The organism is Achromobacter sp. 18P8.1.1 (genome assembly GCF_057799415.1).
Window position 1 is genome coordinate 1 of record NZ_JBYOKH010000063.1, and the last position, 24,898, is coordinate 24,898.

A 24,898-nucleotide genomic window follows, 5' to 3' on the forward strand; every position below is an offset into this window, starting at 1 on the left:
ATGCGCCGCGCCATCGCCCGCCGCCTGACCGAAAGCAAGCAGAACGTGCCGCACTTCTACCTGTCGGTGGATTGCCGCATGGACGCGCTGCTGGCCCTGCGTGCGCAAGCCAACCACGGCGGCGCGGTGAAGCTGTCGGTAAACGACTTCATCGTGCGCGCCGCCGCACTGGCGCTGCGCGAAGTGCCGGAAGTGAACGTCAGCTGGCACGAAGACGCCATCGAATACCATGCAGGCACCGACATCTCGGTAGCGGTCGCCACCGATGGCGGACTGGTCACGCCCATCGTGCGCGACGCGGACGTAAAGTCCCTGTCCGCCATCGCGGGCGAAATCGTCGAACTGGCCGGACGCGCCAAGATCAACCGCTTGAAGCCCGAAGAATTCACCGGCGGCTCGCTGACGGTCAGCAACCTGGGCATGTACGGCATCAGCCAATTCGCCGCCATCATCAATCCGCCCCAGGCCGCCATCCTGGCCGTCGGCGCGGCCGAGCGCCGCCCAGTCGTGAATGAGGCCGGCGAACTCGTCGCCGCCACCGTCATGACGGTGACGCTGTCGGCCGACCACCGCGCGGTGGATGGCGCCGTCGGCGCGCGCTGGTTGGCTGCGTTGCGCACGCTGATCGAAAACCCCGTGCGCATCCTGCTGTGAGCCCGACGATGACGAAGACCGTTTTTGACCTTATCGTCGTCGGCGGCGGCCCCGGCGGCTACGTCGCCGCCATCCGCGGCGCTCAGCTGGGCATGTCGGTGGCGCTGGTGGAGCGCGCCGAACTCGGCGGCATCTGCCTGAACTGGGGCTGCATCCCCACCAAGGCGCTGCTGCACAGCGCCACCGTGTTGCGCGCTTGCCGTGAAGCCGCGCACTACGGCGTGACGGGCGCGGGCGATGCCCGCCCCGAACTGGCCGCGATGGTTGCCAGGTCCCGCAAAGTCGCGGGCCGCCTGGGCCAGGGCGTGGCGCACCTGATGAAGAAGAACGGCGTCACCGTGTTCGCCGCCAGCGCCAAGCTGGCCGGCTCGGGCAAGCTGGCGCTGGACACCGGCGCCACGCTGTCGGCCAAGCACATCATCCTGGCCACCGGCGCACGCGCCCGCGAACTGCCGGCGCTGCCGGTGGGTGAACGCATCTGGGCCTACCGCCAGGCCTTGGCTCCGGCGGAGATCCCGAAGTCGCTGCTGGTCGTGGGCGCCGGCGCGATCGGCGCGGAATTCGCCAGCTTCTACCGCGCCATCGGCTCGGACGTCACCCTGATCGACATGACGCCGGAAATCCTGCCGCAAGAAGACGCCGAGATCTCGCAACTGGCGCGCAAGGCGTTCGAGAAGCAAGGCATCCGCGTGCTGACGCAATGCGCCGTCACGGCATCTTCGCCCACCGCCACAGGCGTCAAGGTGACGCTGGAGCAGCAAGGCAAGAAGACGGAGCTTGAAGTCGACCGCGTCATCGTCGCCGCCGGCATCGTCGGCAACGTCGAGAACCTCGGTTTGGAAAAGACCCGCGTCACCGTCGAGAAGACCCACATCGTCACCGACGCCCAATGCCGCACCGGCGAACCGGGCGTCTACGCTATCGGCGACGTGGCCGGCGCCCCATGGCTTGCCCACAAGGCCAGTCACGAAGCCGTGCTGTGCGTGGAAGCCATCGCGGGCCTGCCCACCCACGCGATCGACCCGCTGCGCATTCCGGCCTGCACGTACTCGTACCCGCAAGTCGCCAGCATCGGCATGACCGAGGCCCGCGCCCGCGAACATGCCAAGCAGACCGGCGGCGACATCCGCGTGGGCAAGTTCACCTTCGCCGGCAACGGCAAGGCAATCGCCATGGGCGAAGACCAGGGCCTGGTGAAGACGGTATTCGACGCCAAGTCAGGCGAATTGCTGGGCGCGCACATCATCCATCCGGAAGCGTCCGAGCTGATCACGGGTTATGGAGTGGCGGCGTCGCTGGAAGCCACCGAAGAGGACCTGATGCACACCGTGTTCGCACATCCGACCTTGTCGGAAACGCTGCACGAATCGGTGTTGTCGGCGTTTGGACGGGCGTTGCACGCGTAGCGCGGCATGATGGGTTGCGCGCCGCAACCCATCCCTTCTACACCCGTCCGGCGAAGAAATCCAAGAAGCACGCAATGCGCCGCGACAGCTGCGTATTGCGGTGGTACACCGCGTGCATGGGTTGCAGGTAGTCGCTGTACACGCCCTCCATCACCTTGACGAGCCGCCCGGCCGCGATGTCTTCGCGCACGACGAAATCCGACAGGCACGCGATCCCCACGCCGCGCAGCGCCAGCTGCCGCTGCGTTTCCCCACTGGATGTGGCCAGCGTCGGTGTCGCCAGATAACTGGATCCGCCGGCATGCTTGAGCGGCCACACGTTCAGGCTTTCGGGGTGCGTGAAGCCCAACACCTCGTGCTCTGCCAGATCCTCCACCGTCTCCGGCGCCCCACGCCGCGCGATGTACTCAGGGCTGGCCATCATCCACCGCGGCGCCGGCCGCAAGGGCCGCGCATGCAAGGTCGAATCCGTCAACGGCCCCATGCGGATCGCGATATCGGTGCGATGCTCCATCAAGTCCACGATGCGGTCGTTGCTGGTCAGCTCCAACGTGATCTCGGGATATTCGCGCCGGAACTCACCCACGTGCGGCACCACGCAATGCAGCATCACCGGCACCGACGCATCCACCCGCAACCGCCCCGCCGGCCGTTGATGCACCATCCGCATGCATTCCTCGGCCTCTTCCAACGCCGCCACGATCTGCCGAGCCTTGGGAAGAAAGTGAGCGCCTTCTTCAGTCAATTCCATGCGCCGGGTTGTCCGGTTCAAGAGAATGACGCCTAACTCGTCTTCAAGCCGCGACAGGCCCCGGCTGACGCCTGATGCGGTCTGCCCAAGCATTTCTGCCGCCGCGCTCATGGAGCCGGCATCGACGACGCCGAGGAACAGGCGCAACGCTTCTGAATTCAGGGACATGAGGGCTCCAGGCGGGGTCTAGGAATTTTATCGGGGTTTCCTTGGGATGGGCGGGGAGATGGTTCTTGAGACGCACGACGCGGTGAGGCCCTGGGGTGCGCGGGTCAACGATTGCGGTCCGGAGCCTTCGCTCCGGACTTCCCCTTCGTCATCTTCGTCACGGCCTTCGGCCGTTCCTTCAGATTCCCTCGGGCTGATCGACTCCCCGCGCACCCCAGGGCCTCACCGCGCCATGCTCGCGCGCTTGCAATCTGACGTCACCAGGGATGAGCGGTGTTCTTAGGGTTCTAGCCCCGTGTCGGGGGGGGTGATGGAAGATCTTGCGGGGCTTGCCCCCGGCCGGCCGCGCGGGCGGCCTTTGGGGGCTTCCACAGTGTCTTGCGGGTGAGGATGCCGCGTAGCGCGCAACGCGAAAATCACTTCCCCACCCGCGCGCAAGCGACCACCGCCACGACGCCCCGCCGACGCGTATGCCGAATGCGGCCGCCCGCGCGGCCGCGTGAGGCGGGCCACGCAAATCTCGCCAGTAAACAGCGATCCAGCAGCGCATCGAACCAAGACGGCGCCAGCCCGTCGGCGGGGTCGGGCGGATGGCGCGCAACCTTGATGCGCCCGAGGGAATCCGAAGGGAGCCGCAGGCGGACGAGGATGACAACGGGGAAGTCCGGAGCGAAGGCTCCGGACCGCAATCGTGGGCGCGCGCCATCAGCCCGACCCCGCCGACGGGCGACCTACGAAGCAAACCCGGGCGACGAAGCCGCCAACCGCCCGCCCAGGCAACACAAAAAAAAAAGCGACGCAAAAAGCGCCGCCTTTTTCACACCCCAAACAATCAGGCAATCACCGCTTGCCCTTCTGCTTCAGCTGCGACAAATCCCGCACCGCACCGCGATCCGCCGACGTCGCCAACGCGGCATAAGCCTGCAACGCCTGCGACACGACGCGCTCGCGCCCCACTGGCTCCCAGCCATCCGCACGCGCATCCATCGCTGCGCGACGACGCGCCAGTTCTTCGTCGGACACCGCCAGATGCATCTTCCGGTTCGGGATATCGATCTCGATCACATCGCCTTCTTCCACCAGGCCGATCGTGCCGCCTTCCGCCGCTTCCGGCGACGCATGTCCGATCACCAGACCCGACGAGCCGCCCGAAAAACGACCGTCCGTGAACAGCGCGCACGTCTTACCCAAGCCCTTGGACTTCAGGTACGACGTCGGATACAGCATCTCTTGCATGCCCGGACCGCCCTTGGGGCCTTCGTAGCGGATCACCACCACGTCGCCCGCCACGATCTTGTCGCCCAGGATGCCTTCCACCGCATCGTCCTGGCTTTCGAACACGCGCGCACGGCCCGTGAAGACCCATTGCGACTCGTCCACGCCGGCCGTCTTCACAATGCAGCCCTTCTCGGCCAGATTGCCGTACAGCACGGCCAGGCCGCCATCCTTCGAGTAGGCGTTTTCTTTGCTGCGGATGCAGCCCGTCTTGCGGTCCGTGTCCAGCGTCAGGAACGTTGCGTCCTGGCTGAACGCCACCGTCGTCGGGATGCCGCCAGGCGCCGCGCGGTAGAACTTCTGCGCTTCTTCGCTGGCCTCGCCTGCCACGTCCCACGCTTGGATCGCGTTGCCCAGCGTACCGCTGTGCACGTTGCCGCAAGACAGGTCCAGCAGGTCGGCGCGCGCCAGCTCACCCAGGATGCCCAGGATGCCGCCTGCGCGGTGCACGTCTTCGATGTGGTACTTGTCGGTGGCGGGCGCCGCCTTGCACAGGCAGGGCACCTTGCGCGAAATGCGGTCGATGTCGGCCATCGTGAAATCCACGCCCGCTTCCTGCGCCGCGGCCAGCAAATGCAGCACGGTGTTGGTCGAACCGCCCATCGCCACGTCCAGCGCCATCGCGTTCTGGAAAGCGCTCTTCGTCGCGATGCTGCGCGGCAGGACCGATTCGTCTTCTTCCACGTAATAGCGGCGGCACAGGTCCACGACCAGGCGGCCGGCTTGCTCGAACAGGCCCTTGCGCCACGCGTGCGTGGCCACGATGGTGCCGTTGCCCGGCAGCGCCAGGCCGATGGCTTCGGTCAGACAGTTCATCGAGTTGGCGGTGAACATGCCGGAACAGGAGCCGCACGTCGGGCATGCGCTGCGTTCCACTTCAGCCACTTCGGCGTCCGACACCTTCGGGTCGGCGGCCTTGATCATGGCGTCGATCAGGTCGATCTTGGCAATCACCTTGCCGTCGGTCGGCGACTTGACCTTGCCCGCTTCCATCGGGCCGCCGGACACGAACACGACCGGGATGTTCAGGCGCATCGCGGCCATCAGCATCCCCGGGGTGATCTTGTCGCAGTTCGAAATGCAGACCATGGCGTCGGCGCAGTGCGCGTTCACCATGTATTCGACCGAGTCGGCGATCAGTTCGCGCGACGGCAGCGAATACAGCATGCCGCCGTGGCCCATGGCGATGCCGTCATCGACGGCGATCGTGTTGAATTCCTTGGCGACGCCGCCCGCGGCTTCGATCTCTTTGGCGACCAGCGCGCCCAGGTCGCGCAGGTGCACGTGGCCCGGCACGAACTGCGTGAACGAGTTCACTACCGCGATGATCGGCTTACCGAAATCGCCGTCCTTCATGCCGGTGGCGCGCCACAGGGCGCGGGCGCCGGCCATGTTGCGGCCGTGGGTCGATGTGCGGGAACGGTAGTGCGGCATGATTTGTCTCGAGTGCTGTTAGCGTGGCGGCAAAACGGTAAATAATACGCTGGTTCCGGGCGGGGCTGGCCGGCAGCCGCCCCCGGGACGCTTCGTGGCCATCAGGCGGACGCGCCGCCCCGGGCCGCAAACGCGCTGGGCGACTCGCCCACGGCGCGGCGGAACATCGCCGCAAAGGCGCTGGGGCTGTCGTAGCCCAGGTCCAGCGCCACATCCAGCACGCGCGCGCCGCGCGCCAGCCGCTCCATAGCGGCCAACAGGCGCGCCTGCTGGCGCCAGCGCCCGAAAGTCATGCCCGTATGGCGCAGAAACAGGCGGTGCACCGTCTTGGGGTCCACCCCCAATTCCCGCGCCCAGTCCGCCGCGCCGGCCTGGCGCTCGGGATGGCGCACGATGGCGCGGCAGATGCGCGCCAGCCGGGGCTCGGCCGGCTGCGGCAAATGCAGCGGCAACACCGGTTCCTGGCGCAGTTCGTCCAGCAGCAGCATCATCAGCCGGCCGTCGCGCGTGTCGGGCGCCCAATCCAACGGCACGTCGGCCGCGGCCACCATCAGTTCGCGCAGCAGCGGCGAAATCGACAGCACGCAGCATTGCTCGGGCAGATGCGCCGCGGTTCCCGGCTCGACGAACACGGTGCGCATGCGCGGTTCGCCGCTCATGCGGATGCCGTGCGGCACCCACGCCGGCACCCAGACGCCGCGCGTGGGCGGCACGATCCAGATGCCGGCATCGGTATCCACCACCATCACGCCGGAGATCGCATAGAGCAACTGCCCCCGGCGGTGCCGGTGCCGCCGCACGCGATGGCCGTCTTCGTAATCCACCGCCAGCCCCGCCACGGGACGCTGGGACGATTCGTAGGGAAACAGGTCCAAATCCGCGGGAGAGCGCGGTTTCCCGCCAGGTGACGGGGTTGGGATGGGCGGTACGGTGTCCATTTTGCGACGATGGATGTCTTGATAGCGTTAGACGGTCTTTTCAAGTGTACCTACCATCCCCGAATCCCTGCTGAATCCCCTCACGCCCCCATGCCCTTGCCGTTCGCCCTCCCTGCCACCCACGCCGCGCTTGCGGCCGCCGTGCATGGCTGCGCGAACGGCACGGCCGCCCCCCTAGCCCTGCGACTAGCGCGCGGTTGCCGGGCCTTGCGCCCCGTGGCCGCCCGGCAGCCCGGGGCCCGCTGACGGGCCCTGAAGCCACCTCCCCCTTGCTGTGCCGTCGCCGCGCCTTGCGGCCATGGCGTTCTGATGCCGCGGCGCCTGCTCGCGGCCGGAGGTTTCCATGCTTGAACAACCCCAATACAAGTACCGTCCCACGCAACCCTTCACACGCGATTACGCGGAACGCACCTGGCCTTCGCGCCGCCTGACTGCGCCGCCTGTCTGGATGAGCACCGACATGCGCGACGGCAATCAGGCGCTGATCGAACCCATGGACGGCGCGCGCAAACTGCGCATGTTCGAGCAACTGGTGGCGGTGGGCGTGAAGGAAATCGAAGTGGCGTTCCCATCGGCATCGGACACGGACTTCAACTTCGTGCGCAAGCTGATCGAAGAGCGCCGCATACCGCAAGACGTGACGATCGAAGTGCTGACGCAGTCGCGCCCCGACCTGATCGAACGCACCTTTGAATCGCTGCGCGGCGTGCCGCGCGCCATCGTGCACCTGTATGCGCCCATCGCGCCGCAATGGCGGCGCATCGTATTCGGCATGACGCGCGCCGAGGTCAAGGAGATCGCCCTGGCCGGCACCCGCCAGATCCGGGCGCTGGCCGACGCCCACCCCGAGACGGAATGGATTTACGAATACTCGCCAGAAACGTTCAGCCTGGCCGAACTGGATTTCTCGCTGGAGGTCTGCGATGCCGTCAGCGCCATCTGGGGCCCCACGCCCGACCGCAAGATGATCGTCAACCTGCCGTCCACGGTAGAGTGCACGACGGCCAACGTGTATGCCGACCAGATTGAATGGATGCACCGCCACCTGGCGCGGCGCGACAGCATCGTGCTGAGCGTGCATCCGCACAATGACCGCGGCACGGCCGTCGCCTCAGCCGAGCTGGCAGTGCTGGCCGGCGCCGACCGCGTCGAAGGCTGCCTGTTCGGCAACGGTGAACGCACGGGCAACGTGGACCTGGTGACCTTGGCCATGAACCTGGACCTGCATGGCGTGCAGAGCGGCCTGGACTTCTCGGACATGGCCGCCGTGCGCGAATGCGTCCAGGACTGCAACCAGCTTCCCGTGGATGTGTTCCACCCCTACGCGTTCACGCATGCAACGCCAGCAGCGCCTCCTGCAGGTGGCGCAACCCCCGGCTAAGCGGCTTGTCGCGGCGCAGGACGAGGGCCAGGTCGCGCGACAGGCGCGGCGTCAGCGAACGCACGGCCAGCGCATCGCGCTGGCCCGCGCCCGACACGGCAAGCTTGGGCAACACCGCGCAGCCCAGGCCCGCCGCGACGATTTCCTTCATGGCTTCCGTGCTGCCCAGTTCCATGACGGGTTTGGCCGCCACCCCTGCCGCTTCGAACCAGTCGTCCACCAGCCGGCGCGTGCGGGCGCCCGGTTCGAACAGCACCAGCGGCAGCCCCGCCAGCGACTGGGGCGTCACCACATCGGGAATCGCGCCTGCGTCGCGGGCAGGGAAGATCGCCACGAACTCGTCTTCCATCACCGGGTTGACCTGGAACATGCGTCCCGGCGCAGGCAGGGTGACCAGGGCCATATCCAGCGTGTTGTTCTCCAGACCGCGCAGCATGTCCGACGTGTTGCCGGTGCTGGCCACGATATCCAGCGCGGGAAAGCGGCGGCGCAGGTCCGCCAGCACGGACGGCAGCAGATAGGTGCACGCGGTGGCGCCGGTGCCCAGCCGGATGCGCCCGGAGACTTGGGACGCATGCGCGGACATGGCCTGCTCGGCCTGCGCCAGCGCGGCATCGATAACGCGGATATGGGTCAGCAGTTCCAGCCCCGCGGCGGTCGGGCCGGCGCGGCGGCCGATGCGCTCGACCAGCTTTACGCCGAAGCGCCGCTCCAGCTGGCGGATCTGCAGGCTGACGGCGGGCTGGGTCACGCCGCCGCGCTCGGCGGCAGCGGAAAAACTGCCTAGTTCAACTACCTGGGCAAAGGTGCGCAGATGGTCCAGGTTCAGGCCACGCATCGGATCAATCCAAAGTTTTACTTATGAAAACCATAATAATCCAAAGCTTTATTAATGCATGACGTTGCGCGACACTGGCGGCTGGTTTTTCCCCGTCACCGAACCACCCCGTCCTTTCATGTCGCCCACCCTGCCCACCGTCCTGATCCGCGACAGCGCGGACGCGGATCTGCCTGCCATCAAGACCCTATACGCCCACCACGTCGAACACGGCACCGCCTCGTTCGAACTGGAACCGCCCTCCATCGCCGAGATGCGCCAACGCCGCGGCAGCGTGCTGGAAAAGGAAATGCCCTACCTGGTAGCCGAGATCAACGGTGAAGTGGTGGGCTACGCCTACGTCACGCCTTACCGCCCGCGCCCGGCGTATCGCCATACGGTCGAGGATTCCGTGTATGTGAAAGCCGGCCGCGCCGGCCTGGGCATCGGCGGCAAGCTGCTCGCCGTGCTGATCGAACGCTGCACCGCCGCCGGCTGGCGCCAGATGCTGGCCGTGGTGGGCGACAGCCGCAACGCCGCGTCACTGGCCCTGCACGCCAGCCAGGGCTTCCATCCGGTGGGCACCTTGCGCTCCGTCGGACACAAGCATGGCGAATGGCGCGACACCGTGCTGATGCAGCGCGCCTTGGGCGAAGGCGACGCCACGCCGCCGCAGCGGCCGTGATCCCGCCGCGCGCCATCGTCTGCCTGGGCCTGACCCAGCTGGTCGGCTGGGGCGTGACGTTCTACCTGATCGGCGCCCTGGGCCCGGCCATGGCGGCCGACCTGGGCTGGAACGCCGCCACGGTCTACGGCGGCTTCTCCGCCGCCATCGTGACGATGGCGCTGGTGTCGCCACTGGCTGGCATAGCGGTGGACCGTTGGGGCGGTCACCGCGTCATGCCGGTAGGCGCAGTCGTCGCCGCAGCCGGCTGCGCCTTGCTGGCCGCTGCCCATGCCATCGCCGTGTATTTCCTGGCGTGGGCGCTGCTGGGCATCGGCATGCGCCTCTGCCTGTACGACGCCGCCTTCGCGTCGCTGGCCCGCGCCGCCGGGCCCACCGCGCGCCGCCCCATGTCGCAGATCACCCTGTTCGGCAGCCTGGCCTCGACGGTGATGTGGCCCGTCGGCCATGCGCTGTCCGCCTGGCTGGGATGGCGCGGCGCCGTCCTGGTCTATGCCGCGCTGGCCCTGGCGACGCTGCCGCTGTATCTGGCGATGCCGCGCAAACGGTACGCCGCCCCCGCCACGGCCGCCAACAAGCATGCCGCCGGCCTGACACGCACCGCCGGCGAACGCCGTCTGGCCGGGACGCTGTATGCGGTCATTGCGATGCTGACCAACTTCCTGGCCGCCGGCAACGCCGCCCATCTGATCTCGTTGCTGTCCGGCCTGGGCCTGGCCGCCGCCGCTGCCGTGAGCGTGGCGGCCCTGTGGGGCGTGGGCCAATTCGCCGCCCGCGTGGCCGACGTGGCGCTGGGGTCAAGGCTGCACCCGCTGACGCTTACGCTTGCCGTCAGCGGCCTGTTCCCGCTTTGCTTTCTGCTGGCCTTGCTATCCCGGGGGAACCTCTACGCCACCGCCGCCTATGCCTTGCTCTATGGCGCCTGCAACGGCCTGATGACGATCACCCGCGGCACGCTGCCGCTGGCCCTGTTCGATTTCCGCAGCTACGGCGCGCTGGTCGGCGCCCTGCTGATCCCCAGCTTCCTGCTGACGGCCACGGCGCCCGTGGCCTATGCCTACGTGATCGAACAGTACAGCGCGCGGGCCGCGATGGGGATGTCTGCTGGATTGGCCGCGGCCATTCTGGCGGCGGCATTCGCGCTCCGGTGGCGCTTTATCGCCCGGGTTCGGGCATGACTGCGGCGTGGTGCGCCCGCTGCCCGGCCAATGCGCGGGCGAACTCATCGCTGGAAGCGGGTTTGAAGAACAGCAAGCCCTGCATCAGTTCACACCCGGCATCCAACGCGGCCTGACGGTGCGCATCGGTTTCGATGCCGTCAGCCACGGTCGTGATGCCCAGGTCTTTCGCCAATTGGCAGATGGAGCGCAACACCTTGTGGGAATCCGGATGGCGCGCGGCATTCCAGACGATGGATCTCTCCAGCTTCAGGCCGGACAGCGGCAGCGTCGATAGCCATTCCAGATTGTTGTAGCCCTTGCCGAAATCGTCCAGCCAGACCTGCACCCCAAGGCTTGTGAATTCTTCCAGAACGGCACGCATGTCGGCCGAGCCCACCTGGGAAGTCGTCTCTTCAGTGATTTCCAGGCGCAGATCCCGCGGTGAAAGACCGTACGAAAACACCCCAAGCAAAATAGCGTCCACGACGTCCCGGCGGGCGAAGCTCTGGGGAGAGACATTGATGTTGACGACCGTGCCAGGGCCTGCCCCGATCTGCCGCCAGCGGGCCAGGTCGGCAGAAATGGTCCGCAGCCCCCAGCCCACCAGTTCATGCGCGCCCTCCGACTTGCAGGCGTCCCGCAACAGGCCTTCGATGTCCCCGCCCATCCCGCTGGCGTCCTTCCACGCAAGCGTCGCCTCCGCGCCGGCGATCTCCTGCGTGTGCGCCAAGACAATAGGCTGATAGAGAAAGTGCAGCCGATCGTCCTGGATCGCCGTCAGCAGTGGGTATTCAGGATCTTCAGGCTTGCGCAGGGGGGGCCGGATGATGGCGGGCGGGGTCGGCGGCGGCCTCGCACCGTCCGCGCGCAACTCGCCCGAAAACGAATACCCCTTGCCCCGCATGCTGCGTATGGGAATGGACGCGCCCGCAACATTGCCCTTGCGCTTGAGCCGGCTGACGATCAGGTCCAGCGACCTGCCATTGCCCGCGACGTCCTCGCTTTCGATCGCGAAGTCGCCTCGCCCCACCATTTTTTCGGGGTGCCCAAGCATGGTCTTCATGATCGCCCTTTCCATTGGCGTCAGGCTGACGCCTATGCCTGTCGGCGAGGTCAGCGTCCATTCATTGTCCGCAAGTCGCCAAGCCTTTTCTTCGGGTGCAGGACTGGCCACGCCCTGCCCGAGGGCGGGCTCCATCCGGCGCGCCGCGTGGCCGGCCGGCGCATAGGCAAGCGTGAGCTTGCGCTGCGCGGACTGGATGGCGGCCGCCACTTCGCTATAGCTGATGTTCGTGCCATAGCAACTGTCCGCCCCGGCCAGCAGCGCATTGATCCGCACCGTTGGGCTTTCGATGTCGCGTATCGCGATGATCGTGGAGCTGAGGAAATTTGCCCGCAACTGGCCGATGGTGATGTCCAGGTCCCGCGGCAGACACAAGTGCACGAGGATCTCACCGGACAGGCGATTGGCAGAGGCATCCAGCAGCGAGACGGGGTTCAGAATAAAACCGATTTGCTCGAGGGAATTGGAAATGCCCCGTTTTGCAAATTCGTTGTCAAAAACGAGAATAATCCGCGACCGATTCATATTGATTAAGCCCTGATTAATAATGCCGTTCCATCGAACGGTATCGAAATGTGTGGATGCATTTCCATACCTGGAACAGAGTCGCAAAAAAAGGGGGCTGAATACGAAAAGGGCGACTTTAAGTCAATTTTTATTGAACATTATTCATATTAATATGAATAACTCTCAACATATCAAAATAAACCTCGCCACGCTGCGAAATATAGCGATACGCGTCATCGCGACAACGCGCGGCAAAGTCAGGACGGCATCAGGCCCGGGCGGCGGTCCATTTTTCCCAGCCTGCGCGACGCAGCTTGCAGGCCGGACATGTGCCGCAACCGTAGCCCCAGCCGTGGCGCGCGCCGCGTTCGCCCAGGTAGCAGGTGTGGCTTTCCTCGACGATGGTTTCAACCAGCGCGTCACCGCCCAGCGTCTGGGCAAGCGCCCAGGTCTCCGATTTGTCGATCCACATGAGCGGGGTCTCGATGGTGACGCGGCTGCCCAGGCCCAGGCCTAGCGCCACCTGCTGCGCCTTGATCGTGTCATCGCGGCAGTCGGGATAGCCCGAGAAGTCGGTTTCGCACATGCCGCCGACCAGCACGTCCAGTTGGCGGCGGTAGCCCAGCGCAGCGGCCAGCGTCAGGAAAAGCAGATTGCGGCCGGGCACGAACGTGTTGGGCAGGCCATTGGCCTGCATCTCGATGGCGCGGTCGCTCGTCATGGCGGTATCGCCCACCTGGCCCAGCACCTTCAGGTCCAGCAGGTGGTCTTCGCCCAGCCGCGCCGCCCATTGCGGGAAGCGCGCGCGGATGTCGCGCAGCACGTTCAAGCGGGCATCCAGTTCAATGCGGTGCCGCTGGCCGTAATCGAACGCCACCGTTTCCACATGGGCATAGCGGTCCAGCGCCCAGGCCAGGCAAGTCGTGGAGTCCTGGCCGCCCGAAAAGAGGACAAGTGCGCGGCGTTGATGGTTTTGCATAAAGGGGGCTTGTGGAAAGACGAAGGGAATAGGCGAACTTTAACGCAGCCCCCAGGCCTCTCGCGTAAGCAAGCCTGCGTAAAATCGGTTGCGTTTCCCATCCGGTAGTTCTCAGCACCCCGTTTGCCTCCCCTTCCCCTTTCAGCCGCCCGACGGATCCCCGCCCGATGAATGCCATCCGCCCGCAGTCCGATTCAGCAGAACCCTTGCGTCACGATATCCGGCTGTTAGGCCGCCTGTTAGGAACGGTCATTGAGGAATGCGAAGGCAAGCGCGTCTTCGACACCATAGAAGCGCTGCGCCGCACGGCCGTGAAATTCCGCCGGGAAGGCATCGACGCCGACAGCAAGCTGCTCGAGCAGCGCGTCAAGCGCCTGCAGGGCAACGACCCCAACTCGGTAGCGCGCGCCTTCAGCTACTTCCTGCACCTGGCCAACATCGCCGAAGACCGCGACCAGAACCGCCGCCAGCGGGCCCGCGCCTTGGCCGACGACTCCGCCGCGCGCGGCAGCCTGCGCGACGCCGTGCAGACGCTTGCCAAGCATGGCGTGGGCGCCGCCCGCATCCGCCGCCTGCTGGCCGAGGCCAGCGTGATGCCGGTGCTGACCGCGCATCCCACCGAAGTGCAGCGCAAGAGCACCCTGGACGTCCACCGCGAAATCGCCTCGGCGCTGACATTGCGCGACGGCCAGCTGACCCCAGAGGAACTGGCGCAATTGGACGCGGCCCTGCTTGGACGCGTCGCCACCTTGTGGCAGACCCGCATGCTGCGCTACACGCGCCTGACGGTGTCCGACGAAATCGAGAACGCGCTGTCGTACTACCGCAGCACCTTCCTGCAGGTCATCCCGCGCCTGTACGCGGACCTGTCCAAGCTGCTGAACCGCGAACCCGCCAAGCCCTTCGCCGCGCCGCCGCCCCCGCTGGAACCGTTCCTGCGCATGGGCAGCTGGATCGGCGGCGACCGCGACGGCAACCCGAACGTAGATGCCGGCACCCTGGAGCGCGCGCTGCTGCGCCAGGCCACGGTGCTGTTCGAACACTATCTGCAAGAGGTCCATGCGCTGGGCGCGGAACTGTCCATCACCACCTTGCTGATCTCGGCCAACCCGGAACTGCTGGCACTCGCCGACAGCAGCGGCGACGACTCCCCGCACCGCAGCGACGAGCCCTATCGCCGCGCGCTGGTCGGCGTCTACGCCCGCCTGGCTGCCACGGCGCAAGGGCTCACGGGGCAGGACTTGGCCCGCCGCAGCACCGTGGCAGCCCCCCCGTATGGTGCGCCGGAAGAACTGTCCGCCGACCTGGCAGTGATCGCCGCATCGCTGGCTGCCCACCATGGCGCGCCCATCGGCCGCCTGCGGCTAGCCGGGCTGCAACAGGCCGTGGAGGTCTTCGGCTTCCACCTGGCCACCGTCGACCTGCGCCAGAGCTCCGACGTGCATGAGCGCGCGCTGGCGGAACTGTTCGCGCGCGCCGGCACGCAGCACAACGGCCAGGCGCTGGACTATCTGGCGCTGAGCGAAGACGAGCGCGTGGCGCTGCTGCGCGCCGAACTGGCGCAGGCGCGCCCGCTCGCGTCGCCGTGGATCGCCTACAGCGAAGACACCACGCGCGAACTGGCGGTGCTGCGCGCCGCCGCCGCCGGCCGCGCCCGTTACGGCAAGCAGGCCGTACGCCAAACCATCGTGTCGCACACCGAGACCCTGAGCGACTTGCTGGAAGTGATGGTGCTGCAAAAGGAAGCCGGCCTGATCGCGCCGGCCGGCCAGGACATCGCGGCCGAAGACGGCCTGATGGTCGTGCCGCTGTTCGAGACCATCCCCGACTTGCAGCGCGGCGCCGAGATCATGGCCGCCTGGCTGGACCTGCCGGAAATCCGCCAGCGCGTGAAGCTGGCGCAAAACGGCGCGCAGGAAGTCATGCTGGGTTATTCGGACAGCAACAAGGACGGCGGCTTCCTTACGTCCAACTGGTCGCTCTACCAGGCCGAACGCGCACTCGTCGAGGTGTTCTCGGCCCGCAACGTGCGCCTGCGCCTGTTCCACGGCCGCGGCGGCTCGGTAGGACGCGGCGGCGGCTCCAGCTTCGACGCGATCCTGGCCCAGCCCCCCGGCACCGTCGCCGGCCAGATCCGCCTGACCGAACAGGGCGAAGTCATCCAAAGCAAGTACAAGGACGCCGAGGTTGGGCGCTGGCACCTGGAACTGCTGGTCGCGGCCACGCTGGAATCCAGCCTGGCGCCGCGCGCCGAAGCCACCAGCGCCGAAGACGCGCACATGGCGCACCACGGCCCGGCCATGTCGTTCATGTCGGACATGGCGCAGCGCACCTACCGCGGCCTGGTCTACGACACGCCGCGCTTTGCGGAATACTTCTTTGCCGCCACCCCCATCAGCGAGATTGCCGGCCTGAACATCGGCTCACGCCCCGCCTCGCGCAAGAAGGGCCAACGCATCGAAGACCTGCGCGCCATCCCCTGGGGCTTCTCATGGGCGCAATGCCGCCTGATGCTGACGGGCTGGTACGGCATGGGCTCGGCCATCGAGGCCTACCTGGAAACCGGCGCCCCCGACGCCCCGCGCTCGCGCCGCGGCCGCCTGGCCCAGCTGCGCGAAATGGCCCGCGACTGGCCCGCCTTCCGCACGCTGCTGTCCAACATGGAAATGGTGTTGGCCAAGTCCGACCTGGCCATCGCCGCCCGCTACGCCCAACTGGTCCCGCAGCGCGCCTTGCGCGAGCGCATCTTCGGCGCCATCAGCGCCGAACACGCCCGCACGCTGGCCATGCTGAAGCTCTTGACCCAGCGCGAACTGCTGGCCGACAACCCCACCCTGCAGGACTCGCTGCGCGAACGCTTCGCCTACATCGACCCGCTGAACTACCTGCAGATCGACCTGATCCGCCGGCATCGCGCGGCGCAGAAACACCCTGACGCCGACATCGACGAACGCGTGCAACGCGCGATTCACCTGACTATCAACGGGATTGCAGCGGGACTGCGCAATTCTGGCTGACGCCGGCGTTGCCGACAGACCGGCAAGCACTATAAAATGAGTATTATTCTCATTTTATAGCGCATACGCCTTCCCGGCGCCGCGCGCCCGGGGGCTTCCATGTCCATTACCGATTCCGCCGGTCCGCCAGCGGGCATCGAAAGCCTGTACACCGAGCACCACGGCTGGCTGCGTACCTGGCTGCGGCGCAGGCTGGGCAACGCCTTCGATGCGGCCGATCTGGCGCATGACACCTATCTGCGCATCCTGAAAAGCGGCCGCGTCCCCGAACCCCATCAGTCCCGCCAGCATCTGGCGCAGATCGCCAAGTGCCTGGTCATCGACCTGCACCGCCGCCGCCAGATTGAAACGGCCTATCTGGACGCCATCGCCCACCTGCCGCCTGCGCACGCGCCTTCCGAAGAGACCCGTGCGCTGACCGTCCAGGCCCTGATCGAGATCGACCTGATCCTGAACGGCATGCCGGCCAAGGTGCGCGAAGCCTTGCTACTGTGCAGGCTGGACGGGTTGAGCTACACCGAGATCGCGGCCCGGCTGGGCGTGTCGGTATCGTCCGTGAAGAAGTACATCGCGACGGCGCTGCTGGCCTGCTATCAGGCGCAGCTGGCGGCCGGCGGCTGAACGGCCATGACGGGTACGACAAGCCTTGCTCAGCCGGACCGGCCCATCGATCCCGCCATCATGCGCCAGGCCGCCGCGTGGATCGCCCAGATGTGGTCCGACGATGTCAGCGAGCAGGACCGGACCGCGTGCGCCCATTGGCGCGCCCGGCATCCAGACCATGAGCAAGCGTGGCAGCGATTGATCGCGTTCGAACACAAGCTGGGCAGCGTGCCACGCGATGCCGCACGCCAGGCGTTGCGCGCCCCCGCTGGCACCGGACGAAGGCGCGCCCTGCGCGCATTGGGCCTGGGCGCGGTGGCCATCGGCGCCGGCTTCGCGATGCGCGGCACCGATACGTGGCAAGCCGCCACGTCCGACTATCGCAGCGGCACCGGCGAAATCCTGGCGCTGACACTGCCGGACGGTTCGCACATCACCTTGTCCACAGGCTCGGCGGTCGATCTGCGGTTTACGCGCGACGAGCGACTGGTGGTCCTACGCGCCGGAGAAATCCTCATTGCCACGGCCCCGGACGCAGCCGCCGTGTCCCGGCCCTTCCGGGTGCGCACCCGGCACGGCACCGTCCAGGCGCTGGGGACCCGCTTTACCGTTCGTGACGACGACACGGCTTCTCGCGTCGCCGTATTCGAAGGCGCGGTGGAAATACGGCCGGCCCGCGCACCGGATGAGGCGGTGCGCGTGGAAGCCGGCCGGGGATCAAGCTTCTCGCAATATGGTGTTGAACCGCTTGAGCCGGTGTCCGAGGCTGCGGCAGCCTGGAGCCGTGGCGTGCTGGTGGCTGACGACATGCGCCTGGACGCCTTTGTTGCAGAACTTGCCCGCTACCGGTCCGGCCTGCTGCGTTGCGACCCGGCCGTCGCGGATTTGCGCGTCAGCGGCGTCTTTTCGCTGCGCGACACCGATCGGGCCTTGGATAACCTGACGCGCGGCCTGCCGGTGACGGTGGTCTACCGCAGCCGCTATTGGGTGACGGTGCGGGCGGCAGACTGAACGCGCCCCATGCCGAAGCTGCCCGCACCTGTCGCGTTACAACTTTTTTTGGCTGGCGATTGTCCTTTGGGCCGCCTCGTTCGGGATACAGGGTGAACCCCCTCAACCTTGAACCCAAGCAGCAAGGCCCAAGACCATGTCCCGTCATCACCCGTCCCATCGCCGCGGCCGCTCGTTGGCCGCGCCGGCATCCCATTCCGCGTCCTCCCGCATGGCGTTGGGCCGCCGCACCGCCGCGGCCCGATTGGCCTGGCTGATCAGCACCGCACTGACGGCCGTCGCCGCCGCGCCAGCGGCCCAGGCGCAAGCCGTGGAGGCCAAGCGCAGCTACGTCATCGCCGGCGGCTCGCTGAGCCAGGCGCTCAACGCCTACGCCAACGCGGCGGGGGTGGAACTGACCATGGACGCGAGCTTGCTGCACGGCAAGCGTAGCAGCGGGCTGTCGGGCAACTACACCGTGCGCGAGGGATTCGCCGAACTGCTGCGCGGCCACGGCCTGCGGGCATCGCCGGAACCCAATGGCAGTTTTACGCTGAAAGCGGCACCCGCCTTGCGAGAGGACGCCGCGCTGCTCGATCCCGTGACCGTCACGGGACAGGCAGAGACGGCCACGGGGCCTTTCCACGGCTACGCGGCCACGCTCAGCGCGACGGGCACCAAGACCGATACGCCCATCATCGAAACCCCGCAGTCGATCACGGTGGTGGGCGCGGAAGAAATCGAAACGCTCAAATCGCAGAGCCTGCAGGACGCGTTGGGGTATGTCGCGGGCGTAAGCCGCGCCGAGGGCCTGGACAGGACCACGGATAGCCTGTTCCTACGAGGATTTCGCTCGAACCAGGGCAGCTATTACCGCGACGGCTCTTTGTACACCGTCAACATCTACGACGGCAGGCAAGAACCCTACGGCCTAGAACGGATCGAGTTCTTGAAAGGCGCCTCGTCGGTCCTCTTCGGCGCAATGCCTCCGGGCGGTATCGTCAACACCGTCAGCAAGCGTCCCACCCTCGAACCGTTGCGGGAACTGAATGTGGAGGCGGGGAGCTTCCGCCGCAAACAGGTGGCCGCCGATTTCGGCGGCGCGCTGGACCAAGACGGCATATGGTCGTACCGCCTGACCGCGCTCAAGCGCGACAGCGACACCTTCATCGACCATGTACCCGATGACCGGACCTACGTCGCGCCGGCCGTCAAATGGCAGCCGAGCGAGGCGACCTCGCTGACGCTCCTGGCCGAGTATCAGAAAGACCGCACCGCCTACGTCTACGGCCTGCCAGCGCAGGGCACGGTACTGCCCAACATCAACGGCGACATCCCGCGCGATCGCTTCACGGGCGAGCCCGGCCTGGACGAGTTCAAGATGGAACGCTTTTCCGTCGGATACTTGTTCGAGCACGCCTTCAGCAGCCAACTGAAACTGCGCCACAACCTGCGCTACGTCAACGCGAAGAGCGACTACAACTCCACCGACATCTGGCAGTTGATGCCCGATCAGCGCAGGACTGCGGACCGCGGCTTCTCACCCCGCCAGGACAAATCGTCGGCACTGTCCGTCGATACGTCGCTGCAATACCAGACCCGCACCGGTGTCGTCGACCACACGCTGCTGGCCGGGCTGGACTACTCGATGCCACGGCACGAAAGCAGGCGCTATTTCCAGACGCTGGACAACCTTGACCTCTTCGACCCGACATACGGCAGTCCGCTGGGGCCTGCGACGCCCAACTACGGCTCGTCAACGAAGGGCGACAACAAGCGACTGGGCATATATTTCCAGGACCAGATGAAGATCGTCGACAAATGGGTCGTACTGCTGGGCGGGCGGCAAGACTGGGTGACCGGCAACGAACACAACCTGTTCACGCAAGAGCAGTACGCGGACAACGAGAAAAGCCAGGCGTTCAGCGGCCGCGCCGGGCTGGTCTACCTGGCCGACAACGGCCTGGCCCCCTTCGTGAGCTTCAGCCAGTCGTTCGAACCGACCCTCGGCCAGGACCGCCAGGGCAATCGTTTCGAACCCACCCGCGGCGAACAGTACGAGGCGGGCCTGCGGTATCAACCCGCCGGTTCGGGCATGCTGCTGTCGGCGTCGGTGTACCAGCTGATCCGAAAAAACGTGACCGTGGCCGACCCCTTGGACACGTCTTACCAGATCCAGGCCGGCAAGGCGCGCTCGCGTGGCCTGGAACTGGAGGCGCGCACCCGCATCGGCCGTCATGCCAACCTGATCGCAGCCTATGCCTACACCGATGCGCGCACGCTCAAGGCCAGCCCTTTGCAACCCGGCGAAGAGGGCAAGCGCCTGAACTCGGTCCCCTTCAACCAATTCTCGATCTGGGGGGACTATGGCTTCGGCGACTTCGGCCTGCCCGGACTGAGGGTCGGCGCCGGCGTCCGCTACGTAGGCAGCACCCGCGGCATGGCGCACGGCACAGCGGTCGAAGTGCCCTCTTTCACCCTGATTGACGCGATGGTCAGCTACACCACGGGGCCATGGAAATTCGCGTTGAACGCCACCAATCTTACCGATAAGACCTATATCGGCAGTTGCACCTACGGCTGCTTCTATGGCGAACCACGCCGGGTGATCGGCACCGCGACTTACCGCTGGTAAAGCTGGCGCGGCAGGGGAAGAGGTCCTTCCCGGCAAGCCCCTGCCCACCCTCAGGCGTCCATCAGATGAACGCCAAAAAATCCCCATTTGTCCATCCTCGGTGACTTTTAGTACTATTCCCACCAGAAATTCTATATACGCACAAATGTTCGCATATAGAACAAAACGATTTTTCTGGCCTCGCCGCACAGAAAGGCACCCTAGGAAGAGACAGAGCTCACCCTGATTCGCCCGCGTGCCTGACTGAACCGCAGCAGCCTGCAAGACAGCACCGAGCGAACCATCATGGATACTCCCCTCAAGAATCTCGCCGTCATCGGCGCAGGCGCCATGGGCAGCGGCATCGCCGCGCTATTCGCCTCGAAGGGACTCGACATCGTCCTGATCGATCCGATGGAAGGCGCCCTTGCCCGCGCCTTGAAGACCATCGAACGCCAATTGAACGTCTACGCCCCGGACAACGTTCAAGCCGCGATCGGCCGCATCCGCTTCGAGCCCAGCCTGGACGCCGCCGCCAGCTGCGACCTTGTCATCGAAGCCGTACCGGAAAACCTGGAGCTCAAGCGCGGCATCTTCGCCAAGCTTGACGCCCTGTGCCCGGCGCACACGCTGTTCGCCACCAACACCTCGGGCCTGTCCATCAACGCCATCGCCAGCGCCGTCGCGCGCCGCGACCGCTTCGTGGGCACCCACTTCTTCACCCCTGCCGACGTCATCCCGCTGGTCGAAGTCGTGCGCAACGACGACACCTCGGAGGCCACCGTCGCCCAGGTCATGGCCACGCTGCGTTTCGGCGGCAAGCGGCCCGTGCTGGTGCGCCAGGACATCCCCGGCTTTATCGCCAACCGCATCCAGCACGCGCTGGCCCGCGAAGCGATCTCGCTTTTGGAAAAGGGCGTGGCCAGCGCCGAAGACATCGACGAAGTGGTCAAGTGGAGCCTCGGGCTGCGCCTGGCATTGTCCGGCCCGCTGGAGCAGCGCGACATGAACGGCATCGACGTGCACTACGCGATCGCCAGCTATCTCTACAAAGACCTGGAAAACCGGACTGAGCCGTCCGACCTGCTCAAGAGCAAGGTCGAAAGCGGGCAGATCGGCGCCAAGAGCGGTCAGGGCTTCTACACCTGGAGCCCCGAACGCCGCGAACGCGTACTGCGCGAGAAAAGCGCCACGCTGGGCGAACTGGCCGCATGGCTCAACAGCAAGGCCGGCGACGCCTGACGGCGCCCATACGAATTCACAACAGATAAGGCGCGGGGGCAACCGCCAACCGCGCCGACGGGCCACGAGCCCACCACACAAAGAAAACCAGACGTCGCTCCCACCCGCACCGCCACCCGGTAGTGGGCGAGGCAAGACACTAGAGAACCCGCCTACGGAGTTGTTGGAGGCACCATGAATAAACTCGCTTCATTCTTTACCGAGCTGATGCGCAAGTATCTGCCCGATCCTTTCGTTTTCGCGATCGCGCTGACCCTGTTGACCGTGCTGCTTGCCATGGGCATCGAAGGCCAGAGCATCGGCGACGTCACCCGCGCCTGGGGCAAGGGTTTCTGGAGCCTCTTGGCCTTCACCACCCAGATGGCCGTGATCCTGGCCATGGGCTACGTGCTGGCCACCGCGCCGCTGACCGACCGCCTGCTCAACCGCATCGTCAGCCACGTGCACCGTCCGCATACCGCCATCATCGTCGCGACGCTGGTCGGCGGCGTGGGCAGCTACCTGAACTGGGGCTTCGGTCTGGTCATCGGCGGCATCGTCGCCAAGAAGCTGGCGCTGAAGGTCAAGGGCGTGCACTACCCGCTGATCATCGCCGCGGCCTATAGCGGCTTCACGATGTACGGCCTGGGCCTGTCCGCCAGCATCCCGGTGCTGGTCGCCACTCCCGGCCACCCCACCTCCAAGCAGATGGGCACCATCCCGCTGTCGGAAACCATCTTCTCGGTACCCATGCTGATCACCAGCCTGGTCATCATCATCACGCTGCCGCTGCTCAACGCCTGGCTGCACCCCAAGAAGGGCGAGAAGATCGTTGAAGTGGACCCGGGCATCGACCGCGACGCCAATGCATCCAGCGCCGTCGAAGACATGCTGGAAAAGGGCACCATCGCCTCGAAGCTGAACAACAGCCGTATCCTCTCCATGCTGATCGGCGCGCTGGGCATCGCCTACGTGACGTTCCACTTCATGGACGGCGGTTCGCTGGACCTGAACCTGATCAACTTCATCATCCTGTTCCTGGGCATCATCCTGCTGGGCACGCCGGCCGCCTACGTGGCCAAGCTGACCGAAGGCATCAAGACGATCTCCGGGATCATCCTGCAATATCCGTTCTACGCCGGCATCATGGCCATCATGGCCGCCTCCGGCCTGGTGACGTCGATCTCGCAGGTGTTCGTGGACTTCGCCACGCCGGCAACCCTGCCGTTCTGGGGCCTGATCAGTTCGTTCTTCATCAACTTCTTCGCCCCGTCTGCCGGCGGCCACTGGGTCATCCAGGGTCCGTTCATGATCGACGCGGCCAAGGAAATCGGCAGCGCGCTGAACCAGACGACCATGGCCGTCATGCTGGGCAACGCCTGGAACGACCTGGTGCAGCCCTTCTGGATCCTGCCGGCGCTGGCCTTGTCGAAACTCAAGCTGCGTGACGTGATGGGCTATACCGTCATCATGATGCTGTGGGTCGGCGTGATCCACATCACCGCCGTGCTGGCCTGGGGCTACGCCACGCACTGATTGCCCGCGTATTCATCGAACAGACAGGAACTGATATGAGCAAACCGACTGCGTATCTCGTCACCGGCGGCAGCGCCGGGATTGGCGCCGCCATCATCCGCATGCTGCTGGATGCGGGCCACAAGGTGGTCAACATCGACTACCGCCTGCCCGAGAATCCGCCGGCCGGGTTGGTCTCGTATCAGGCCGACCTGACCGACGAAGCACGCACCAAGGAAGTCGCCGGCGAAGTCACCGCCGCCTACAACATCGTGGGCCTGGTGAACAACGCGGGCGCGACGCGCCCCGGCACGGCCGACACGGCCACGCTGGCGGATCTGGACTATGTGGTGAACCTGCATCTGCGCACCGCGCTGATTCTGGTGCAGGCCGCGCTGCCCGCCATGCGCGAAGCCGGCTTCGGCCGCATCGTGAACATGTCGTCGCGCGCCGCATTGGGCAAGCCGGACCGCGTGGTCTATTCGGCCACCAAGGCCGGCCTGGTGGGCCTGACCCGCACGCTCGCCATGGAACTGGGCGGCGACGGCATCACCGTCAACGCCATCGGCCCCGGCCCCATCGCGACCGACCTCTTCACCAAGAGCAACCCGGCCGGCGCCCCGCAGACCGAACGCATCATCAACAGCATCGTCGTCAAGCGCCTGGGCACGCCGGAAGACGTGGCGCGCGCCGCCATGTTCTTCCTGTCGCCCGACAATGGTTTCGTGACCGGCCAGATGCTGTACGTGTGCGGCGGCACGACGCTGGGCGTCGCCCCGATCTGAGCCCGGCCGCCATGCCCGCCCAGCCCCGCCTCCTGCCGTGCCGCCCGGTTCGCCTAGCGGCGCAGCAGCGCGTGGTTGATCTGGTCGGCGGCGTGGCGCAAGGGCGGCAGGAACGCCTCCAGCATGGCCTCGCGCGAGAAGCGGTTGGAATGCCCGCTGACGTTCATCGCGGCGATCACCCGGCCGCTGCGGTCGATGATGGGCACCGCCACCGACTGCAGGCCCGGCTCCAGTTCCTGGGCCACGCAGGCATAGCCGTCGGCGCGCACGCCAGCCAGCACGCGCTTGAGTTCGGCGATGTCGGTCACGGTGTCGGCGGTGTAGGGCCGGATCTGGCTCAGGGCCAGCACCCGGTCCAGTTCGGCCTCCGGCAAACCGGCCAGCAGCACGCGGCCCATCGACGTCACCCAGGCCGGCAGGCGGCTGCCCACGGCCAGGTTGATGGTCATGACCTTGTGCGTGGACAGGCGCAGGATGTAGACGATGTCCGCGCCTTCCAGCACGGACACGGAGCAGGACTCGCGCGTGAGCTCGGCCACTTCTTCCATGTAGGGCAGCGCCAGGTTCCACAGCGGCGTGCCCGACAGGTAGGCGTAGCCCAGCTCCAGGATGCGCGGCGTGAGCGCGAATTTGCGGTCCTCGACGGTGACGTAGCCCAGATGTTCCAGGGTCAGCAGGATGCGGCGCGCACCGGCGCGGGTCAGCCCCGTGACGGCCGCCACTTCGGACAGCGTCATCTGCGAACGGTTCGGGCCGAAGGCCCGGATCACCGACAGGCCACGCGCGAACGATTGCACGTAACTGTCGCTGGGTTGCTGGGTGTCAAGCTCCGCCATCCGTCCGGTCTCACGAGAAAAAAGCTCGCCGCTGGCGAGCCGTCCGTTGCTCTCAAAGGCAACGCAAAACGATGGAGATTGCACCGCGCTGGCTCGCCT

19 protein-coding genes are annotated in these 24,898 nt (G+C 66.3%); 12 read left to right on the plus strand and 7 right to left on the minus strand.

Annotated elements, in window-relative coordinates; translation table 11 throughout:
* Nucleotides 1–654 (plus strand): 2-oxo acid dehydrogenase subunit E2 (locus tag AC27VE_RS27395; protein WP_488705507.1); only part of this gene is annotated, 654 nt, incomplete at its 5' end.
* Between the two features lie 8 nt (nt 655–662).
* Nucleotides 663–2,060 carry a dihydrolipoyl dehydrogenase gene (gene lpdA, locus AC27VE_RS27400; protein ID WP_488705508.1) on the plus strand — a complete coding sequence of 466 codons (1,398 nt, stop codon included), beginning with the start codon at nt 663–665 and terminating at the stop codon, nt 2,058–2,060.
* Between the two features lie 37 nt (nt 2,061–2,097).
* Here lpdA and AC27VE_RS27405 read toward each other — a convergent pair whose 3' ends face one another.
* From AC27VE_RS27405 to AC27VE_RS27415, 3 genes are all read right to left on the minus strand, one after another.
* A complete protein-coding gene (locus tag AC27VE_RS27405) occupies nt 2,098–2,979 on the minus strand; it encodes a LysR family transcriptional regulator (RefSeq protein ID WP_088591069.1) in 882 nt (293 codons plus the stop codon).
* A gap of 840 nt (nt 2,980–3,819) precedes the next feature.
* Nucleotides 3,820–5,688: a dihydroxy-acid dehydratase gene (ilvD, locus tag AC27VE_RS27410; RefSeq protein ID WP_488705509.1), complete on the minus strand. Its 1,869-nt coding sequence runs from the start codon at nt 5,686–5,688 to the stop codon at nt 3,820–3,822.
* 101 nt (nt 5,689–5,789) lie between these two features.
* Nucleotides 5,790–6,626 carry an AraC family transcriptional regulator gene (locus tag AC27VE_RS27415; protein ID WP_488705510.1) on the minus strand — a complete coding sequence of 279 codons (837 nt, stop codon included), beginning with the start codon at nt 6,624–6,626 and terminating at the stop codon, nt 5,790–5,792.
* 343 nt (nt 6,627–6,969) lie between these two features.
* Between AC27VE_RS27415 and AC27VE_RS27420 the strand changes: the two genes are divergently transcribed.
* Entirely contained in the window at nt 6,970–8,007 is a 1,038-nt protein-coding gene (locus AC27VE_RS27420; RefSeq protein WP_427960774.1) for a 2-isopropylmalate synthase, read from the plus strand.
* On the opposite strand, the gene AC27VE_RS27425 is transcribed toward AC27VE_RS27420, so the two are convergent.
* A complete protein-coding gene (locus tag AC27VE_RS27425) occupies nt 7,955–8,845 on the minus strand; it encodes a LysR family transcriptional regulator (RefSeq protein WP_006227180.1) in 891 nt (296 codons plus the stop codon). The genes AC27VE_RS27420 and AC27VE_RS27425 overlap by 53 nt on opposite strands.
* A gap of 118 nt (nt 8,846–8,963) precedes the next feature.
* Here AC27VE_RS27425 and AC27VE_RS27430 point away from each other — a divergent pair, with 118 nt between their 5' ends.
* A complete protein-coding gene (locus AC27VE_RS27430) occupies nt 8,964–9,509 on the plus strand; it encodes a GNAT family N-acetyltransferase (RefSeq protein WP_488705522.1) in 546 nt (181 codons plus the stop codon).
* Nucleotides 9,506–10,687 (plus strand): MFS transporter, encoded by a 1,182-nt coding sequence (locus AC27VE_RS27435; RefSeq protein WP_488705511.1) that lies wholly within the window; start codon nt 9,506–9,508, stop codon nt 10,685–10,687. Before AC27VE_RS27430 ends, AC27VE_RS27435 begins: the two co-directional genes overlap by 4 nt.
* On the opposite strand, the gene AC27VE_RS27440 is transcribed toward AC27VE_RS27435, so the two are convergent.
* Both AC27VE_RS27440 and queC read right to left on the minus strand, forming a co-directional pair.
* Nucleotides 10,665–12,257 carry an EAL domain-containing protein gene (locus tag AC27VE_RS27440; RefSeq protein ID WP_488705512.1) on the minus strand — a complete coding sequence of 531 codons (1,593 nt, stop codon included), beginning with the start codon at nt 12,255–12,257 and terminating at the stop codon, nt 10,665–10,667. The two genes, AC27VE_RS27435 and AC27VE_RS27440, sit on opposite strands and share 23 nt — an antisense overlap.
* Nucleotides 12,258–12,507: 250 nt before the next feature.
* On the minus strand, nt 12,508–13,218 hold the full coding sequence (gene queC, locus AC27VE_RS27445) for a 7-cyano-7-deazaguanine synthase QueC (protein WP_088591076.1): 711 nt from the start codon (nt 13,216–13,218) through the stop codon (nt 12,508–12,510).
* A gap of 167 nt (nt 13,219–13,385) precedes the next feature.
* Here queC and ppc point away from each other — a divergent pair, with 167 nt between their 5' ends.
* The 7 genes from ppc (at nt 13,386) to AC27VE_RS27480 (ending at nt 23,963) form a co-directional block, all read left to right on the plus strand.
* Nucleotides 13,386–16,235 (plus strand): phosphoenolpyruvate carboxylase, encoded by a 2,850-nt coding sequence (ppc, locus tag AC27VE_RS27450; RefSeq protein ID WP_488705513.1) that lies wholly within the window; start codon nt 13,386–13,388, stop codon nt 16,233–16,235.
* Between the two features lie 99 nt (nt 16,236–16,334).
* A complete protein-coding gene (locus AC27VE_RS27455; RefSeq protein ID WP_488705514.1) occupies nt 16,335–16,856 on the plus strand; it encodes a sigma-70 family RNA polymerase sigma factor in 522 nt (173 codons plus the stop codon).
* Nucleotides 16,857–16,862: 6 nt separating this feature from the next.
* Nucleotides 16,863–17,849, plus strand: a complete 987-nt coding sequence (locus AC27VE_RS27460) for a FecR domain-containing protein (RefSeq protein ID WP_488705515.1) — start codon at nt 16,863–16,865, stop codon at nt 17,847–17,849.
* A gap of 211 nt (nt 17,850–18,060) precedes the next feature.
* A complete protein-coding gene (locus AC27VE_RS27465; protein WP_488705523.1) occupies nt 18,061–20,463 on the plus strand; it encodes a TonB-dependent siderophore receptor in 2,403 nt (800 codons plus the stop codon).
* A 285-nt stretch (nt 20,464–20,748) separates the two neighbouring features.
* Nucleotides 20,749–21,684: a 3-hydroxyacyl-CoA dehydrogenase family protein gene (locus AC27VE_RS27470; protein ID WP_427960761.1), complete on the plus strand. Its 936-nt coding sequence runs from the start codon at nt 20,749–20,751 to the stop codon at nt 21,682–21,684.
* A 174-nt stretch (nt 21,685–21,858) separates the two neighbouring features.
* A complete protein-coding gene (locus AC27VE_RS27475) occupies nt 21,859–23,199 on the plus strand; it encodes a short-chain fatty acid transporter (RefSeq protein ID WP_427960760.1) in 1,341 nt (446 codons plus the stop codon).
* A gap of 35 nt (nt 23,200–23,234) precedes the next feature.
* Nucleotides 23,235–23,963 (plus strand): SDR family NAD(P)-dependent oxidoreductase, encoded by a 729-nt coding sequence (locus AC27VE_RS27480; RefSeq protein ID WP_088591083.1) that lies wholly within the window; start codon nt 23,235–23,237, stop codon nt 23,961–23,963.
* Between the two features lie 53 nt (nt 23,964–24,016).
* On the opposite strand, the gene AC27VE_RS27485 is transcribed toward AC27VE_RS27480, so the two are convergent.
* Nucleotides 24,017–24,799, minus strand: coding sequence for an IclR family transcriptional regulator (locus AC27VE_RS27485; protein WP_488705516.1), 783 nt, complete (start codon nt 24,797–24,799; stop codon nt 24,017–24,019).
* Nucleotides 24,800–24,898: the final 99 nt, after the last annotated feature.